Below are 18,026 nucleotides of genomic sequence, written 5' to 3'. Positions count from 1 at the left end.
CGAGCCGTCGTCCCGCGAAAATGAAGGTCGAGATAACCTCCCTTGTCATAAGCATTGCATGGGCGCTGGAGATGCCGACGGGCCAATGAGCCGCATGCATCAGCCAGGGCGGGAAAATTTGGGTGCGCGGCCGGATGGGCCGACACTGCAAAAATCGGTTTCCAGGCGAAAGGAAGGCCTCGCCGAATCTGCCCCCGAACTTGATCCAGGTTAGTCTTTTTTCCGTTTTTCCAGTGTTTTTGGGTGCCCGCGCTTAATAGTTTATTTGCCAATCCTGCTTAGTCTCGACGCCACAACGAGGCGGGGGTGCTTGATGACGGGAAGTCCCTACCGGAAGGCCAGGACAACCGCGCGCGGTTTGCGGCGCGTTACCTGGATGTGCGCGCTGCTGGTGGCACTTGGTCCGGGTCTTTCCGTACTGCTGTGGCTTGCCCGGTCCGCTGATCTGCCGGCATGGGTGCTTTTCTCGGTAGCGACGTTGATCTCGGCTACCACCGTTACCGCCATTGCGGGACGCCGCGTGGACCGCAAACTCGAGACGCTTGCCTGCACGATTGAACGCCGCCTCGGAGCAGCCGGGACGAACACCCATGACGCAGCCGATTCCGATTCCATCGCACGCATTGGCAAGGGGATCGACGTAGCGGCAGCGTGCCTCGACCAATTAGGACATCGCGCGACCCAGCGCCACGCAATCACGGGATTGCCCACGCGCGAACTGCTGATCGCCTCAATCCAGAGGCGGTCGGAAGCGGCAAGCGAAGACTGTCTGCTTGCAGTGATAGAACTTGCCGATTTCGACGGGTTATGCGCTTTCGATGTCGCCTTGGCAGAACGGACGCTGAATTCGATAGCAGAACGCATCATGCGCATGGTCGGCAGCCAACGCGTCGTTGCCCATGTCGATCGTGCGCGGTTCGCGATCTGGTTCGACGACACGCCCAGCGCGCAGGCACGGACCGAGCTCGACGCGATATGCTACGCGCTTCAGGATCGGATGGTATTTGCCGACCTCGACATGCTCCCGCAGATCCGTTCGGGTTTCACGGTTCATGATGGCGGCGCACTTGTGCCGGAAGATCTGCTTGCGCGCGCCCTGGCCAGCTTGGCCATCCGCGGTCATGGCGCCGAGCCGATCTCCGCGGCCAATCCTGTGGTGGTCGCGCGCCAATCCTTCAACTTTGAGCAAGACCTTCGCCAGGCCATATCCCGTCACCAATTCGAGCTCTGGTTCCAGCCGTTCATAGATGCGGCTGAAAACAGGATATGCGGCGCAGAGGCGCTGCTGCGATGGAGACACCCGATCCACGGGCTCGTGTCTCCATCGAGCTTCGTTCCCGTCGTCGAATCCGCCGGGCTCGCCGAGGAGATTGGTCTCTGGACGCTGAACAATGGATGCCGCGAGGCGCGGGCCTGGGAAATGAGCGGCATGGCTGATGTGAAGGTGGCGGTGAACCTGTCGGCGCATCAACTCGAACGCAGCGACCTCCACCTGCTCATAAAACGCACCATCGACCGACACGGGCTGAGTGCGTCGCTGCTGGAGCTGGAATTGACCGAGACAGTGGCTGCGGTTGACCCGGCGAGCGCGAACACGCTCTTCAAGGAGCTCAGGGAACTCGGCATTTCGATTTCGATCGACGATTTTGGCGCGGGTTATTCGAGCCTCAGCTATCTGAAGCGGTTGAGCTTCGACAAACTCAAGATCGATCGCGAATTCGTCAATCATGTCGACGATCACAGGGACAGCCAGGCGATCTGCCAAAGCATTATCGCGCTCGGTCGCGGCCTCGGCATTTCCGTGCTCGCCGAAGGCGTGGAACGCCATGAGGAATTCGCATGGTTGCGCCGACACGGCTGCACGCTGTTTCAGGGCTATTATTTCTCTCCCCCGCTTCAAGCATCGGCCTTTGTCGACTTTGCGCGCGATGGCGAGCGCATCCGGCAAATGTGCGACCTTTCTCCAGCCGCGCTCCAGGGACGGCTCATGGCGAGCACGATATGACTGAGGACGTCACAGGTTCACGCTTCGGCAGCCGGCTTCTCCCTGCCGTCCTGTTCACGTTCATCCTCCTCGCTGGGGGGTGCGCGCAGAAGCCGGGGAGCACCAGCCGTCCCGCAACGATTCAGCCGATCAGCAACGCCCAGCAGATGGACGACGTCATCGCGCTGCTCAATGACGGCCGAGAAAAGGAAGCGCGCAAGCTGTTGCATCAGATGCTGAAACGCGACCCGAGCGACAGCACGGCCACGCGATTGATTGCAAGCCTGGACGCTGATCCCGTCGCGACATTGGGCACGAAGAGCTTCGAGTATCGCGCACAGCCCGGCGATACGATGGTCGAGCTCGCCAAGCGTTTTCTCGACGATCCGCTGAAATTCCACACCTTGGCCAAGTATAATGGCATGCCGGTGCCATCGGCGCTTCGCGCCGGTCAAATCATCCGGATCCCCGGAGATGCGCCCAAGGCGGCCGCAGCCTCGCGGCCGACGCCAGCCGAGGATGCGCGGCCCGCCGCTTCCTCGGCACCCTCTCGTGCCGCCGCGCCTCAGGCCGCGCCCGCCCCCGACCGCGCCCGTGCGAGCGCATTGCGGGGCGCCGGACTTTCCGCGCTCAATCAGGGGCAGTTGGCCCGCGCAGTCGTGCTGCTGCACCAGGCGTCAACGCTCGATCCCGGCAACGCCCTCATCAAGCGCGATCTCGAACGGGCTATCCGCATCCGCAAGACGGTGAAAGCAAAGCGATGAGCGGGGCGACTGCGCGATCGCAGCAAGTGGCAGCGACATTTTTTGGACGCGCCGGGGCGTCATGAGGTAGGCATCATGGATTGGATCGGACGATACAGGATCGACGCCGAGATCGGCGAGGGCGCGATGGCCCAGGTTTATCTGGCGCACGATCCGAGCATCGATCGTCCGGTGGCGATCAAGGTGCTCAAGGCCGAGTTGCGGCGCGATCCCGAAATCGTGCAGCGATTCCTCGGTGAATCGCGGGCCGCGGGCATATTGTCTCATGCCCATATTGTCACGGTCTATGACGTGGGAGAGGCCGACGGCGTCCCCTATATCGCGATGGAGCATCTGCAGGGCCGACCGCTCGACGAAATCCTGAAGGAGAAGGGTCGGCTAGACGGCGACCAGGTGTTGATGCTCGGGCGGCAGCTCGCGGACGCGCTTGCCTTTGCCCATGGTCGCGGAGTCATCCATCGCGACGTCAAGCCATCCAACATCCTGGTATGCGACGACGGCTCCACCGCAAAGCTGCTTGACTTCGGCATAGCCCGCGTCGACGCGCGCGACACTTCCGCTAACGAACGCGAGGTGCAGCAGACCAAGGCGGGCCAGGTCATGGGCACGCCGCGCTATATGAGTCCGGAGCAGGCGATGGGCCTGCCGGTCGATGCGCGCGCCGATCAATTCTCGCTGGGAGCGGTCCTATACGAAATGGTGACGGGTGGCCCCGCTTTTCCCGCCACCGGACTGGCCAATCTCGCGATCCAGATCGCACAGCAGGACCCGCCCGCGATCGCCAATCAGGTGAACAATTGCCCGCGTGGACTGGAGTTCATCATTGGCAAACTGCTTTCGAAGAAGGCGTCCGATCGCTTCGCTGACGCGGCACAGGCGCGGGACGCTCTCACACGCGAGCTCGAAGCCGCGACCCAGCAGCGCGAAGCTCCGCGTCACGGCATGGCGCTACGGATTAAACTACCGCTGACATTTGCCCTTGCCGCGGCTGTCGCTCTTACCTTCGGAGTGACGCTCGTGCTGGAACGGCAGAGCGATACGCTTGAACGCATGGCACTGACATCGGGATCGTCCATGACGGATTTCGTCGCACGCAACGCAGCGCTCCTGGTGGCTGACAATGCTGGATTGCCCGCTGACCAGCAGGATTGGCTCCCGCTGCAGGCCTTCGTCGAAACCGCTGCCCGAGATCGCAATATCCGCAATCTGGTTGTCGTCGACGACAAGGGCGTGGTTCGCGCGGCCGGATCGAAGTCGCTGGTCGGGACGCGCCATCAGGCGCGAGCCGCCCAGGCTGGCTCCTCTGCCGGCTATCGCTTCACCAGGCCGGTACGCTACGCGGGGGCCGATTTCGGCAAAGTCCACATGGACTTCGACCGCTCGGCTATCGATGCCGCCATGCGCGATGCCCGGCTGCTGCTCTTCTCCCTGTCGCTGTTCGTCATCGCCGTGATTGCCGCGATCGGCTATCTGAGCGCCCGGCAGCTTTCGCGGCCGCTCCGTTCACTGTCGCGCGCGATGGGCGACGCGGCCAAGGGCAACACCGCCTTTCGCCTTTCCCACAAGCGAACGGACGAGGTGGGTCAGTTGTTCGATGCCTTCAACCGACTCGTCGCGTCCATCGAGGAACGAACGGCGGCGCGGGGACCTGTTGGCGAAATGCAGGAAATGCTCATGACCCGGGTCGGCCAGGCCCCATCCACCGGCGCAAGCCGGGAAGCGGCCTGAGGCGGCCATGTACATATTCAAGCTGTTCGAGCTGGACGATGCCGAGCAGGCCGTGGACGCGCGCCTGTTGCAGGACGGTACGCTTCGGATCGGCCGCGATCCCACCGCCGATTGGGTTATGCACGATCCCGGCCGCGAGATTTCCAGGTGGCATTGCGAGTTTCGCGCGGGGGCGGATGGGCTGACGCTGCGATGCATCGGTGCGAACGGCGTGTTCGATGACAACACCAATGTCCGCATGCCCGAAGATACCGACATCACCGTCGTGCTTCCGACGACGTTGCGCCTCGGTCCCTATCGGCTGGTGGCGGATTTTGCTGCGCAGGCGCGCCTCGCGTCGACAGGTGAAGGGCAGACGCTCATTCTGTCGCCTCCGCTCGGCAATTCGGCCGCGGTTCCTACCGACTGGAGCGACGCCCCCGCCCCCGTCGAGCGCAGTGGCGAAGGCTCTCTTCTGGAGGCGTTCTGCCAGGGCGCCGGCCTGGACGCGTCGGCCTTTTCGTCCGAGGCCCCCGAGGAAATCATGCGGCGTGCGGGCGCCGTGTATCGCCAGATGGTGCTCGGCGTCGGAGACCTGATGTCCGAGCGGGAGCGTGCGCGCCGCCACTATCAGCTCGCACGAACCACAATCGGCGGAACGAACAACAACCCGTTCAAATGGGCCCCGACGCAGCGGCTCGCGCTCGATCTTCTGCTTGCCGGCGAACACGGCTTCCTGACTGGACCCGAAGCTCTCACCGCCTCGTTCTGCGACATAAAAAAGCACCTGATCGCGACGTTCAGCGCGTTTCGCGAAACGATGCGCGCGGCTGTGCAGGCATTCGATCCGGCGGCGATTGATGCCGATACCCGGAACAGAAGCTCCTTGTTGAAAGGCCGCGGCGCCATACAATGGGAGGAAGCCCGCCGTCGCTATGCCGAGCTCTCCCGCGAGATCGCCGGAGAGGGAGATGGCTCGCTCAATCACGCCTTCGTGAAGGCGTATGAGGAGGCCGCCGCAGATCTCGAAGGTCAGACCGAATGAATGCGCTGTCCCCCCGTCGCCCGCCGGCATCGACCGACCGCTTCGGGCTTCGATCGGTCGCGCGCACGCATATCGGCGCGGTTCGCACAATCAACGAGGATCGTTTGCTCGACTGTTCGGAGGCGGCTTTGTGGGCGGTCGCCGACGGCATGGGCGGACACGCCATGGGCGATGAAGCGGCAGCAATCGTCATCCGTGCCCTTGTCGCCTTGAGCGATGACCCGGAGCTGGTGGATCGCGCCGGGATCCAAAGGTCGATCGAAAGTGCCAACGCGATCGTCTTCGGTCTCGCGCAAGCCACCGGGCAGACCTGTGGGTCCACGCTGGCGGGTCTGCATATTCATGGCGGCCTGGCGACCATCTTCTGGGCCGGAGACAGCCGCGTGTACCGGATGCGTGCAGACCGGCTGGAGCGGCTGACGCACGACCACAGCTTTGTCCAGGAACTCGTCGATGCGGGCGTGATCGACGAGCAGCAGGCGCGCAATCATCCGCAGGCCAATATCGTCACAAGGGCCATTGGCGTCGCCGAACATATCGCGCTGGACTTCACCCAGGAGCGCATCGCCGCCGGCGATCTGTATCTGCTGTGCTCGGATGGGCTCTGGGGCCTTCTCGACGACGAACAGATAAGGTCCCTCCTCACATCAAATCTTGCTGATGCCTCTGCCAAACTCGTCGATGGCGCGTTGCGGGCAGGAGGGACTGACAACGTCTCGATCGTTCTCGTCCTCGTGTCCGAGGTCCAGGATCACGATAATTTTCACGGCTTGAAGGGCGAGGAATGAGAGCACGCGAGAATCGTTTCGACAACGCGCGCAGGGCGGAGAGATGCGAACTGAATGTTGAGATCAAGCTCAGGAGACCCACCGAACCTTCGGTTCCAAGCAGCATCACGGACCTGTCCAGAACGGGCTTCCGCCTCCAGACATTCAAGCACCTGAAGCCGGGCATGGAATTGTGGGTGACACTGCCCGGCCTCGAGTCCCGCCTCGCGCGTGTCCGTTGGGTCCGCGATTTCGAGGCGGGCTGCATCTTCGAGCACCCCCTCTACGAGCCCGTTTTCCGGCACCTCGTGCGCCTCAACCGATCAACCGGCCGTTGAATTCGAGACGCGCCGGATTTGCAGATCAGACCCAATTTCGCCCCGCTGCGCCTGGCGAAACGCCGCCTTCCGATCTGACAACGTCCTCAACAGGTGAGCAGCGGTAGCGGTGATCAAGCCCGTCTGGTTTCTTCGGGCGCGCGCCATGAACAGCGCATCTGCCAGCTTGGTGTCCGATCAATCTCGACGGAGATGTGCTCGGCCGTCCTCCGATGGTACACAAAAATACAGCATTCTTGCATCTGTTTCTGAACCGATGGAGCCCCACTTTCTCCTCATCAAACCGATGGAGAAACACCATGAAGCATTTGACGACATGAGCACGACAACGTCGCAAGTGCCGCGCCGCATGAGCGCGGTGCGGTCCTGCGGCGCGGCGGAAAACTGGTATCGGCGGTCTCCGCCCCGAACCAGGAAAAAGCGAGAAGCTTCGGCGTAAGCGCGCACTTTTTTCTCGTCGCGGTCACAACGGCCAAGCTCGATCACATCGCGCGACTGCTTGCTTCGGGCGATCTGCGTACCCACGTTGGCGTTGTGCTGTCTCTCACCGCGGCCAGGGACGCGCATGAAATCCTCGCGGGCCAGCGACCCAATCCCGGCGGCAAGATTGTCCTCCGCGTCGCTGGATAGCAAGGCGTCCGGGCCGACGAACGGGCCCGCGCCAGATGCATTCGAAAACACCAAACAATGAGAAAGACCGAAACCATGACACACTATCGCAAGTCGAAAGAGGCAATTTCACGCCTCTCCCCCGAGCAGTTCAGGATCACCCAGCAAAGCGGCACCGAACGTCCGGGAACCGGGGAATATCTCCACAACAAGATGCCGGGCATTTATGTCGACGTCGTGTCCGGCGAGCCTTTGTTTGCATCCACCGACAAGTTCGACTCGGGCTCGGGCTGGCCCAGCTTCACAAAGCCTATCGAGCCCGCACATGTGAACGAAGTGCGCGACACGTCGCACGGCATGGTGCGTGTGGAGGTTCGCTCCGCAAATGGCGACAGCCATCTCGGCCATGTCTTTCCAGACGGTCCGCAAGATCAAGGTGGGCTACGCTACTGCATAAACTCCGCCTCGCTGCGCTTCATCCACCGGGATGACATGGAGGCGGAGGGCTATGGGGACTATCTCGATCAGGTGGAGGATCCGTCATGACCAGGGAACGCGCCATACTCGCCGGAGGCTGCTTCTGGGGCATGCAGGACCTGATGCGGCGCATGCCGGGCGTCCTCTCCTCGCGCGTCGGCTACACCGGGGGCGATACCCCCAATGCCACCTATCGAAATCATGGCGACCACGCCGAAGCGCTCGAGATCTTTTTCGACCCGAACGTAATCAGCTTTCGTGCGATTCTGGAATATTTCTTCCAGATCCATGACCCGACGACGGTGGACCGCCAGGGAAACGATCGAGGGCGAAGCTACCGCTCGGCGATCTTCTACACGAGCGATGAGCAGCATCAGGTCGCGCGGGAAACGATCCTGGACGTCGAGGCCTCCGGGCTTTGGCCCGGCAAGGTCGTGACCGAACTCGCGCCGGCAAGCGACTTCTGGGAGGCCGAGATCGAGCATCAGGACTATCTTGAGCACTACCCGAGCGGCTACACCTGTCACTTCGTGCGCCCCGGCTGGAAGCTGCCATCGCGCACCCCGGCCTGACAACTACACTCAATCTGCGCGCTGCTTGCAGGAACGCGAGCGCCGGCATAGCCAGAATTACTGGAGAACTATTCCGGCTCCCGAGCCTCTTGCAAGCAGCTTGCCGATCGTGTCGATAAGGCTCGCCATTGCGACGGGCTTCATCAGCACGCAATCCGCACCGGCGGACATGCATCGCTCCTGCAGATCGCTGGACGTATCCGCGGTGACCACGACGATCGGAAGCTGTGCCTTGACATCCTCGCGCTGGCGGATCTGGCGTGTGGCGGCCAGCCCGTCCATGACGGGCATGCGCAGATCCATCAGGATGACGTTATAGTCGCCGCTGTCGATCTTCATCAGGCCCGCCTCGGCGCAGTCGGCCTCGTCCATCTGCGCGCCGACGACGTCCAGCATGTCCTTCACGACACGCCGGTTCATGGCATCGTCATCAACGAACAGGATTTTCATACCAGAACTGCTCCACGCGTTCCCCGCTGATTAGGCAATGACGGTTAATATTTCCGTAAATACGCGCTTTTCGCAGGATCTGCTCAGCCGACGGAACGCCTGCTGGTAACGGCCTCATCGGGCAGCGTGGCGACAGGCGCCTCGTAAAGCTTCTTCAGCGCCGTGATCAGCTCCGCCGCGCCGATGGGCTTCAGGATGACCTGGCTCACGCCGGCAGCGAACAATTGGGCGGCGCCGAGTTCCTCGGTGGGAGCGGCGAGCAGCGACGTCCGGGCGCCGGTAAGCGCAGCCTGCCCCACGATCGCCCGGATGCCATCGATACCGGCGGACGCGCCCTCGATCACGACATGATCGAAATGCCCCTGCCCCATGCGCTCGATCGCATCCTCAGCCGAAATCGCGATGTCGATCGAGCGTGTCTCGGGCGTCAGCAGCATGCGCATCAGGGCATGGTTGATCAGATTTCGCTCAACCAGCAACACTGTTGCTTTGTCGAGGCGGTCGGCCCCCGATCCGGAATCCTGCGCCCCCTGGGCGAGCCCGTCGCCGACCTTCTGAAGCGGGAGCGACACTGTGAAGCACGAGCCTTCGCGCGGCACGCTCGACATGCTGATCGTGCCGCCGAGCGCATTCGCGAGCCTTTGCGAGATCGCGAGGCCGAGCCCGGTGCCCGAGAATTCACGTGTCGTCGAATTGTTGACCTGGGTGAACGGCTCGAAAATCGTCGCCTGGTCCTCGGCAGAGATCCCGATGCCGGTGTCGCGCACCGCGAATTCGATCATCTCGGCACCGTCCTGCTCTATGCCACGGACATCGAGTGTCACCTCGCCTTCGCTGGTGAACTTTATGGCGTTGGAAAGCAGGTTGGACAGGATCTGGCGCAACCGTTCGCCATCCACGAGCACGCGCTCGGGTACATTCTCGAGCTTGCACTCGAGCGTCAGCCCCTTGGTGCTCGCGGCTTCGCGCCACAGGCCTGCTGTCTCGCCGATGAGCTGCGGGAGGTTGACCTCCGCGCCAACCACCCTGAGCTCGCCGGCTTCCATCTTCGCGACGTCGAGAATGTCGTCGACGAGCGTCTTCATCGTCTCGCCGGCGCCGCGCAAGAGCTGGATGCGCTCGCGCACGCCGCCCGCCAGACCGCGATCGGCGAGCAGTACCTGCGTCATGCCCAAAATGCCGTTCAGTGGCGTGCGGATCTCGTGGCTGGTTGTCGCCAGAAAGTCGGCGCGCGCCTTCAGCGCCTTTTCGAGTGCGATGTTGGTGGCGCTAAGTTCGGTGTTCGCGGCGCGCACCCGATCGCGGCTCCGGCGGATCGACACATAACCGAACGAGAGCAACCCGAAGATGACGAGCAGCGCGGTCCCCAGCCCGATGAACAGGTTAGTCCTGAACTGTGTCCGTTGCCGCTCGATCATGATGTCGCGCTCGAGCTGCCCCTGCTTCAGATTGGCGATGCGCAGATTCTGGTTCGCGAAGTCGAACCGGGCGGACATGAGCTGCGAGCTGGCCGACGCCGTCAGATGCAGCGCCTCGCTGTCGAGCCGCTGGAACGCCTTGAGATGCGCAAGGGCGAGTGCACCGTTACCCGTCTTCTCATAGACCTCGGCGGCGGCCTTGTGCAGTTCGCGAAACGGCATTTCGGTCTGGTCGAGCTTCTGTCCGGCAAAGGCCGTGGCCAAGAGACGTGCCGCTTCGGCAAGCGCACCGCGCTTCGCCTCGATCTTGGCACGCACGCCATAGACGAACGGCCTCCAGCCAGCGCCTTCGCCACTCTGGACGAGACCGCTTGCGGCGGAGATCGTCCGCATTGCCGGGGCGAGCTGGCCTGCTTCGACCTGGGTGTCGGCCAGGTTGGTCAGGATGCGCGCTTCGAGCAGCGGGCTTTGCAGTTCGCGGGCAGAGGCAAGCGCGAGCCTGTATTCGGCTTCCGCCTCGGTGAACCTGCGCTGCTCACGATAGGATTGGCCGCGGTTGTTGTATGTCGCGAGGTTCAGCCACGGATCCTCGGAATAGGCGTCGAACGACTGGCTGTAATAGCTCCGGACGCGTTCGAAATCGCCCGCTTCAAGATATAGACCGCCGATATCCTGCAGCGCGATCGCCTGCGACCGCGCCTGGCCGACCGACCGGAAGATCTGATGGGCCTGCAAATAATCCTTGAGCGCGCCCTGAACATCGCCGGACATTTCGGACAATGTCGCGCGCGACCGCAGCAGGTCGCCATGCAGCTTCGAACCTTGATCAAAGCGAACGACATCGGCCAGCGCTTCTCCGATCAGCGATTTGGCGTGCGCAGTATCGTTCAGGCCGATCAGAGCCTCGCCGAGAAGCCATTTGGCGGTCGCAAGAGAGATGGCCGAATCCTTGCGGCTGACGGAGGAATCTCCAGCCATTGCCTCGGCCATCCCGACGGCCTGCTCCGCGGTTTTGCGCGCGATCATGGGATCGCCCATCATGGCCTGCTTGGTCGCCTCGATCCTGGCATCGAATGCCTTGAGTGCGCCGGCACGGGCGGAGGTTATGGCAGGCGGCGTGTCTTGAGCATGCGCGCCACCGCTTGCCCCGACAACCGTCAGGCCAAGAAGCAATGCCAGTGCTGCCGATCTGACGCGCATCGAAAATCCCGTCTGGATAATCGATCCTATCGCGGAAGGGTTAACGAAGCCGAAAAGCGATCGGCGCGCCGATCCGACGTCAGTAGCGCAGCGTGAACCGCGCCCCGGTCATCACCGCGGCGCTCGCCTCGGTCGCCGGATCGCCGGCGAGCTGCATCTTGCCGAACAGCGCGAGGTCCGCCTGGCCGTCGAGCAAGGGCGCCGCATATTGGAACTCGCCGACCAGCGGCCGCTTCTTGCCCGGAAGCGCGAAGCGCTCGGTCACCAGGCCCAGCGCGCCCGTATCGCGGTCGATCACCTGCAGGCTGGTGACGTCCACACTGCCATTCTCGACATGGAGCGGCTGCGCCAGCGTCAGGCGAAGCGCGTCGTTCTGTCCGAACAGCTGCTGCTTCGACACGGCGACCTGATAGGCCGTCGACTTGAAGCCCCCCGCCCCGGTGGCGATCAGCGCATTCGTTGAGGTCGAGCCCGTCCGCCCGAGCGTGGCCGAAGCCGCGACCTGGAAGGTGGGACTGATCGCATAGGTCGCGCCGAGCGTCATGCCGTCGGTGGTCGCGCCACCGCCGAGCAGTTCGGGGCTGAGCGCCTGTGTGCCGAGGATCGCGTCCTTTTCGTGGAGCCGCGTATAGCTGCCGGTCAGCTCGAGCCCGGGCTGCGGGCGATAGGAGACCGAGACCGTGCTGGCGCTGGTCCGGTAACCGTCGAGCGCGTTGTCGACCGCCCATTGCGACGCAACCTCCCTTGAATCGTAGCGCGTGTTCTGCCGGGTTGCGCCGGCCGATATCGAAAGCGTCGCGTTCACATTGTAGCTGAACTGCCCATAGCTGCCGCCCGAGGCCATGCCGAGCAACGGGTTCGCGCCGCCGCGCGAGGAATCATAGTCCGATGCGCGGCCAAAGCCGAGGCTGTTGCCGAGCTCGATGGCGCCGTCGCCCTCACCGACCTTGAACGCGAACCGCCCGTTCCTGTCAGCCACCCGCAGCGACGTCTGGTAGGGCGATTGTCCCTCACGGAACCCCAGCGCCTTGAGGGTGCGCGGGGCAAGCGACATCGTCACATTCAGCCCGTCGGGATTGCCGACCGCCGCCGAAACGGCGGTATAGTTCAGGCTGGCGCTGTCGGTGAACGACGAGCCCTTTTTCATCCAGTCGATCACCTGGTTGTACAGATATACCTGGAACTGCTCCTTCGACAGGCCGGCGGAGAGCGCCTTGCTGTCGACGAGCTTGCTCGACAGCGGGATGGCAAAGTCGCGGTAGCTGCCGCCGATCGTCTCGAACGCATAGAAATACATGCCCGCGGCTTCCCACTTGTCGAGGTTGCCGCTGGTCCGGACCATTGCCGACGACATCGGCCTGGCCCGGCCCTGATCGTCCATCTGGTACCAGGTGAGCTTGTTGTAATCGATGGGCGAGAGCGCGCCCGTCACGTTGAGCTGGCCGACGCCGTAGACCGGATCGACACCCGGCGCACCGAGATCGGTCGCGGTCTTCAGGATGATGTCGACCGTTTCCCTGGGATATTTGGAGAGCCACGGCCAGCGGTCGTGGATCAGCGCAACCGTGCCGGAGACGAGCGGTGCCGCGAACGACGTGCCCGAATAGCGGGTGACACCGCCCTGGCCGTCCGAAACAAGGATCATCTCGCCCGGCGCCACGATGAAACGATTCATCAGCTCATCGCCTGCGCGGCATTTGCCGTCGGTCAAGAGGCAGGCGGTGCCTGGCCGGTTCGAGAAATCCGAGATCGCACGCGCCGGATCGACAGAGCCGACGACGATGAAATTGGCGGTGTTGCTCCAGTTGATATTCTGGGTCTGGCTGATTCCGTCATTGCCCGCCGCGATCACGAACACCGAGGATGCGGTCGAGAGCGCAACCCCCGGATCGTTGAGCACGGCGTTCCAGTCGGGATGCAGCGTCCAGCCGGGAACACCCAGCGACATGTTGATGATGCTCGCGCCGTGCGTTCCGAGCGAGAGGATGCCGTCCCTGATGTCGTTCCAGCCTGCGGTCTCGCTCGCATCGAACGGGTTGTAGGCGACGACCGACGCCATCGGCGCGATGCCCATCACGCCCTTGCCGTCATGCGCGGACACCATCAGGCTCGCAACCGCGGCACCGTGGCCGTTGGCGAAGTTCGAGACCCCGTCATAATGCGTGATATTGCCCGCCTCGGCGCCCGTCACCGTAAAGTCGAGCAGGCCGATGACGCTGTCCTTGCCCTCGCCCAGCGTCTGGGTGATCCGGGGCGACCAGTTGACCTGGCGCATCCAGTAATCGGGATTGTCGGCGCCCGAATACTGCATCAAGCCGTCATACCATTCGAGGAAGAAATGCTCGCGCTCGTTCGCGTCGAGTTTGGCGAGTGATGACGGATCGTTGAGATCGATACCATAGCGACCGAGCAGCCCGGTGGCGAAACCGGCGTAGAAATCCTTGCCGGTCCTGGCCTCGACCGCGTCGCCCCAGAAGGTGGCCGAGCTATCGACGACGCCGCGGAGCTGCCCGGCGACGGTCTGATAGTCCGACGCATCCCAGATCGGGCGGATATCCCCCCAGGAGGTGCCGAGCTCATCCCAGAAGCTGCGGATCTTCCCCCATTCAGGCGTGACGGCGTTGGGATCGCTGCCATCGTTATAGGTCTGGAGGTTGCCCCAGAACGCGGCGGTGTCCCCCTCGAACGGCCCGGCATTGCCCCAGAAGCTGCGGATCTTGCCCCAGAACGGCGTAACCTCTTCGCCTTCGAAACTGCGGATCTTTCCCCAGAAACTGCGGATCTTCCCCCATTTGGGTTCGATCGGCGTCGATTGCGGATTGACGAAGACGTTGTTCGGCAAAAGCAGCGGAAGGCCCGAACTAGCGCCGTTCGTGACCACGCTCACCGCCGCATCGACGGTGGATGTGACCGAGCCAGGAGCAGACGAAACGGTAACCATGAGCGGGTTGGCCGTCTTGGTGAGCAGATCGACGGGCTTGGCGGTGAGGGGGACGATCTTCACGACCGTAGGGACAGTCGGCGTCACGGTCTTGGCCACCGTTGACGTCACGGTACCCGTAACCTTGGAGGTCGTCTTGGTGACCTTGCCGGCTACGTCCTTCACGAGGGTCAAGCCAGCCGCATGGCCGGCGGACCCGGCACAGGCCAGCGAAATGGCTGTGCAGGAAAGCAGTAACCGCGCGGTCCGCCTGTTGCGTGACATTTTCGGTCCCCCAATGACCTTTGTCTTCAGGGTGCCGATCTAAGGGTTAATACTTTCCACTTTTCCAATGAGGGCGGTTAAACCTTTTTTAACCCTCTTCGCGCGTCAGCCCGGGCGGGCGGCGAGCAGCCGGCCTTGCAAATGCCGGGCGTCCCCGAGCACGTCCATGTGCGCCCGGGTGCGTAGATATTGCGACAGTTGATCAAAAGGCAGGGGTGCCGAGATGTGATAGCCCTGCACGTTGTCGCAGCGCATCACCTTGAGCAGCGCGAGCGCGATCTCGTCCTCGACGCCTTCGGCCGTTACCTCCATCTCGAGGGCGTGCGCGATGTCGATTGCGGAGCGGACAAGTAACGGATCCCGGTTGCTTGTCGTCAGCGCGCGGACGAAGGCCTGATCGATTTTCAACTCATGCGCCGGCAGGTCGCGCAGATAGGCAAGCGAGGACAGGCCCGATCCGAAATCATCAATCGCGATGCGGATGCCCGCGCTGGCGATGCGGGCGAGATTGGCAAGCGCCGCCTGCGGATCCTCGATCACGGCGGTCTCGGTGATCTCGATTCCGATCCGCCCTTTCGCGCCGCCGATCCGATCGATCACGACGTCGCAAAACTCAGCGTTGCTGATGAGCTGCGCAGACATGTTGATGTCGATGTCGAGCGTGATCCCTTCATGGGCGAGCAGGCGCGTCTGATCGGCTATTGCGCGATCCAGCGTCCAGAGCGTGAGATTGCCGATCAATCCCGTCTCTTCCGCCAGCCGGACGAAGGCCATCGGCGGAACCGTACCATGCGCGGGATGCGTCCATCGGCACAGCGCCTCGGCCGCCGTCACGGTGCCGTCGGACAGCTTCAGTTTGGGCATGTAATGGAGGTCGAGAGCATCGCTCCTGATTGCGCCATACAGGTCGTGGAGCATACCGGCGGACTGGTGACCGGCCCCCGGGTGCGCCCGGTCGTCGGCAAAGCCGATCCGGTCGGGAAGCCTGCGCGCATCCTCTACCGCAAAGGCGGACGCGTCGAACAGTTCGTCATGGAGGCAGTTGGTGCCGATCGGGCTGGAGCCGATGAGGACCTCGGGAACGAACGCGATCTCGTCGATGGATACCAGCGTCTCGAGTGCCTTCTTCAGCGCCCGCATCATCGCGCGCGCGTCAGCAAGGTTTTTTGCGTGATAGAGAAACTCGACGGAGGTACGGCCAAGCCGGCCGACCTCGAAGCGCTCATCGCATGCGATACGCTCGGCGAGCGCCTCGATGATGCAGTTCGCGGCATGGTAGCCGATCCGGCGGCGCATCGCACCGAACCGGGCGACCTCGGCAATGCCCACAAAATTGGCCTTGTTGTCCACCGCTTGGTCGCGGGAGCGCCGCTTCTCGCCCACCGGTGCGGGCGCGCGTTGAAACCAGCCATCATGCCAACCCAGAAACAGGGTGCACCCGATCGCCGAGGCCGCCAGGAGGACAAGAAAGTGCCACGATTCCATGTCGGCTGCTTTTGAAGAAAGATCGTCAAGAAGCCGTAAATCGCCGGGCAACCCATGATTGGCAGGCCAGCAGCGCTGATTGGGAACCGGCCCGGGATGTGATCTCTCACGAGCGCCCGAGGACGGGCATCATCCGGGAGCGCCGATCATGCAGCATGCCTCCGCAGGTCCATGTCTTCGAGCGCAACGCCGTTGGTTTCCGGCATGAATTTCCAGGTCCAGACGAACTGGAGGAGCATCATCGCGCCGAAAAAGGCAAAGACCCATCCCCCCACGCTTGCCGCAAAAGCGGGGAATGCCCAGGTGATTGCGGCGGCCATGACCCAGTGGGTCGTGCTGCCCAGCGCCTGCCCCTTGCCCCGTACGGCACTGGGAAACACCTCCGAGATGAAAACCCAGATGACCGCGCCCTGCGAGACGGCAAAGGCCGCTATGAAGCCCAGCAGTCCGGCAAGGATCAGCGTACCGTCAGGGGCCCCGCTCTCCAGCTGATAACCGACAAGCAGCAGCGTTGCCGCGCACAGGACCGAGCCCACATACAGCAGCGGCTTGCGGCCGAAACGGTCGATCAGGAACAGGGCAAGCACGGTGAATACGAGATTGGTGCCGCCGATCGCGATGGACTGCAGCATGGCACTGTCAGCGCCCGCGCCCGCCAGTTCGAAAACGCGCGGCGCGTAGTAGAGCAAGGCGTTGATGCCCGAGAGCTGGTTGAACATGGCGATCGCGATGGCGCAGGCGACCGGCCGGGCATAGGCCCACTGGAACAGCCCGGGAGAGACCGTGCGTTCCAGCCGCGCTTCAGCGTCCTCGATGCGCCGAAGTTCGCCGTGAGGGTCAAGGAAACCAAGCCGTTCCATGACACCGAGCGCTCGCGTGCCCTGCCCGTTGATCGCCAGCCAGCGCGGACTTTCGGGCAGGAACAGGGTGATCGTCAGGAACAGCGCGGAAGGCAGGGCGACGATCCCGAACATCCAGCGCCAGGCCGTCGCTTCGGAAGCGAGGTTCGCGATCACATAGTTGGACAGGAATGCCAGCAGGATACCGAGTACGATGTTCAGCTGGTTGAGCGCAACCAGCCGTCCGCGAAAGCGTGCAGGGGAAACCTCTGCGATGTAGATGGGCGTCACCACCGATGCCGCACCGATGGCGACGCCGCCCAGAAACCGGAAGGCGAGCAGCGTGCCCCAGCTTCCGGCAAGGCCGGTACCGATCGAGGACACGACGTAGCACAGAGCCACGGACAGCATCACGGCCTTGCGTCCAAACCTATCGGCCGGCGCTCCGGTTACGAGCGAACCCAGCACCGTGCCGATCAGCGCCGACGCCACGGTGAAGCCGAGCATCCCGTCGGTCAGCGCGAATTTGCTCTGCAGCGCGGATGTGGTGCCCGATATGACCGCGGTATCGAAGCCGAACAGGAGTCCCCCCAACGCCGCTCCCACGGCGCTGAGGACAATGGCGGCAGTGGCCCGGGCATCGGGCACTGCAGCAACGGGATCGAGCGCGTGGTCGGACAAGGAGGGACTATGCAAGATCAACTCCCGACATGGAGGGTTGCGTGGATGATACTGGCGCATCGCCTGGCACGGCATCGGGCCGCGAAGATTTTAATCGGCGGCATAGGGGGTGGAACCGGTTCTGATGCAATCACAATCCGCATCTGGCCTTTCTATGCTCACCATTCCTTTTTTGGCCAGTACTATTAATATTACATTGTAGGCGGTGCCACCGCGCTCGGACATCCGCTAGGTGCATCCGGCGCACCGCATGACCATCATGGCACACATATCAGAGCGTCCGCGCAGGCATTGGGCCTTCAGGTCAGGCGTAAATGGCGGAGCGGCCAACGATCATCGAGCTTGTTTTGAGCATCCAAGCCGCACATTTGATCACGGAGAACGCGAGGCATGAAGTTCGAGACAGTGATTGTCGGCGCGGGGCATGGTGGTGCGCAGGTGGCGATCGGGCTGCGCCAGCAGGGTTTTGAGGGCAGCATCGCGAT

Annotated in this window: 14 protein-coding genes; 8 read left to right on the top strand and 6 right to left on the bottom strand. The window is 63.0% G+C overall.

Going from position 1 to position 18,026, the window contains the following annotated elements:
- Positions 1–313 precede the first annotated feature (313 nt).
- The 6 genes from AC3WJD_RS17275 to AC3WJD_RS17250 all read left to right on the top strand — a co-directional run bounded on the left by AC3WJD_RS17275 (position 314) and on the right by AC3WJD_RS17250 (position 6,605).
- Complete coding sequence (locus tag AC3WJD_RS17275) at positions 314–2,005, top strand: EAL domain-containing protein (protein ID WP_492747958.1); 1,692 nt, start codon at positions 314–316, stop codon at positions 2,003–2,005.
- Positions 2,002–2,748: a LysM peptidoglycan-binding domain-containing protein gene (locus AC3WJD_RS17270; protein ID WP_492747957.1), complete on the top strand. Its 747-nt coding sequence runs from the start codon at positions 2,002–2,004 to the stop codon at positions 2,746–2,748. The genes AC3WJD_RS17275 and AC3WJD_RS17270 overlap by 4 nt, the downstream gene beginning before the upstream one ends.
- A gap of 75 nt (positions 2,749–2,823) precedes the next feature.
- Positions 2,824–4,476 (top strand): protein kinase domain-containing protein, encoded by a 1,653-nt coding sequence (locus AC3WJD_RS17265; protein ID WP_492747955.1) that lies wholly within the window; start codon positions 2,824–2,826, stop codon positions 4,474–4,476.
- 52 nt (positions 4,477–4,528) lie between these two features.
- A complete protein-coding gene (tagH, locus tag AC3WJD_RS17260) occupies positions 4,529–5,500 on the top strand; it encodes a type VI secretion system-associated FHA domain protein TagH (RefSeq protein ID WP_492747954.1) in 972 nt (323 codons plus the stop codon).
- Entirely contained in the window at positions 5,497–6,288 is a 792-nt protein-coding gene (locus AC3WJD_RS17255) for a PP2C family protein-serine/threonine phosphatase (protein ID WP_492747953.1), read from the top strand. Before tagH ends, AC3WJD_RS17255 begins: the two co-directional genes overlap by 4 nt.
- Positions 6,285–6,605 (top strand): PilZ domain-containing protein, encoded by a 321-nt coding sequence (locus AC3WJD_RS17250; RefSeq protein WP_492747952.1) that lies wholly within the window; start codon positions 6,285–6,287, stop codon positions 6,603–6,605. The genes AC3WJD_RS17255 and AC3WJD_RS17250 overlap by 4 nt, the downstream gene beginning before the upstream one ends.
- 177 nt (positions 6,606–6,782) lie before the next feature.
- Here AC3WJD_RS17250 and AC3WJD_RS17245 read toward each other — a convergent pair whose 3' ends face one another.
- On the bottom strand, positions 6,783–7,286 hold the full coding sequence (locus AC3WJD_RS17245) for a hypothetical protein (RefSeq protein ID WP_492747951.1): 504 nt from the start codon (positions 7,284–7,286) through the stop codon (positions 6,783–6,785).
- Positions 7,287–7,310: 24 nt separating this feature from the next.
- On the opposite strand from AC3WJD_RS17245, the gene msrB reads away from it, so the two are divergent.
- Together msrB and msrA are read left to right on the top strand one after the other, a co-directional pair.
- Positions 7,311–7,760 (top strand): peptide-methionine (R)-S-oxide reductase MsrB, encoded by a 450-nt coding sequence (msrB, locus tag AC3WJD_RS17240; RefSeq protein ID WP_492747950.1) that lies wholly within the window; start codon positions 7,311–7,313, stop codon positions 7,758–7,760.
- Positions 7,757–8,263, top strand: a complete 507-nt coding sequence (gene msrA / locus AC3WJD_RS17235) for a peptide-methionine (S)-S-oxide reductase MsrA (protein ID WP_492747949.1) — start codon at positions 7,757–7,759, stop codon at positions 8,261–8,263. The genes msrB and msrA overlap by 4 nt, the downstream gene beginning before the upstream one ends.
- 57 nt (positions 8,264–8,320) lie before the next feature.
- Here msrA and AC3WJD_RS17230 read toward each other — a convergent pair whose 3' ends face one another.
- The 5 genes from AC3WJD_RS17230 to AC3WJD_RS17210 all read right to left on the bottom strand — a co-directional run bounded on the left by AC3WJD_RS17230 (position 8,321) and on the right by AC3WJD_RS17210 (position 17,556).
- The gene (locus AC3WJD_RS17230; RefSeq protein WP_492747948.1) at positions 8,321–8,713 is read right to left on the bottom strand and encodes a response regulator; all 393 of its coding nucleotides are present in this window, start codon (positions 8,711–8,713) and stop codon (positions 8,321–8,323) included.
- An 83-nt stretch (positions 8,714–8,796) separates the two neighbouring features.
- Entirely contained in the window at positions 8,797–11,331 is a 2,535-nt protein-coding gene (locus AC3WJD_RS17225; protein WP_492747947.1) for an ATP-binding protein, read from the bottom strand.
- Positions 11,332–11,410: 79 nt separating this feature from the next.
- A complete protein-coding gene (locus AC3WJD_RS17220; protein WP_492747975.1) occupies positions 11,411–14,437 on the bottom strand; it encodes a S8 family peptidase in 3,027 nt (1,008 codons plus the stop codon).
- Between the two features lie 204 nt (positions 14,438–14,641).
- Positions 14,642–16,021, bottom strand: coding sequence for an EAL domain-containing protein (locus AC3WJD_RS17215; protein ID WP_492747946.1), 1,380 nt, complete (start codon positions 16,019–16,021; stop codon positions 14,642–14,644).
- A 146-nt stretch (positions 16,022–16,167) separates the two neighbouring features.
- Positions 16,168–17,556 (bottom strand): sugar porter family MFS transporter, encoded by a 1,389-nt coding sequence (locus AC3WJD_RS17210; protein ID WP_492747945.1) that lies wholly within the window; start codon positions 17,554–17,556, stop codon positions 16,168–16,170.
- Positions 17,557–18,026 lie beyond the last annotated feature (470 nt).

The sequence above is a fragment of the Sphingobium sp. FW306-1B-F04DB genome, from assembly GCF_058781925.1.
This window is presented reverse-complemented; position numbering and strand designations above follow the sequence as displayed.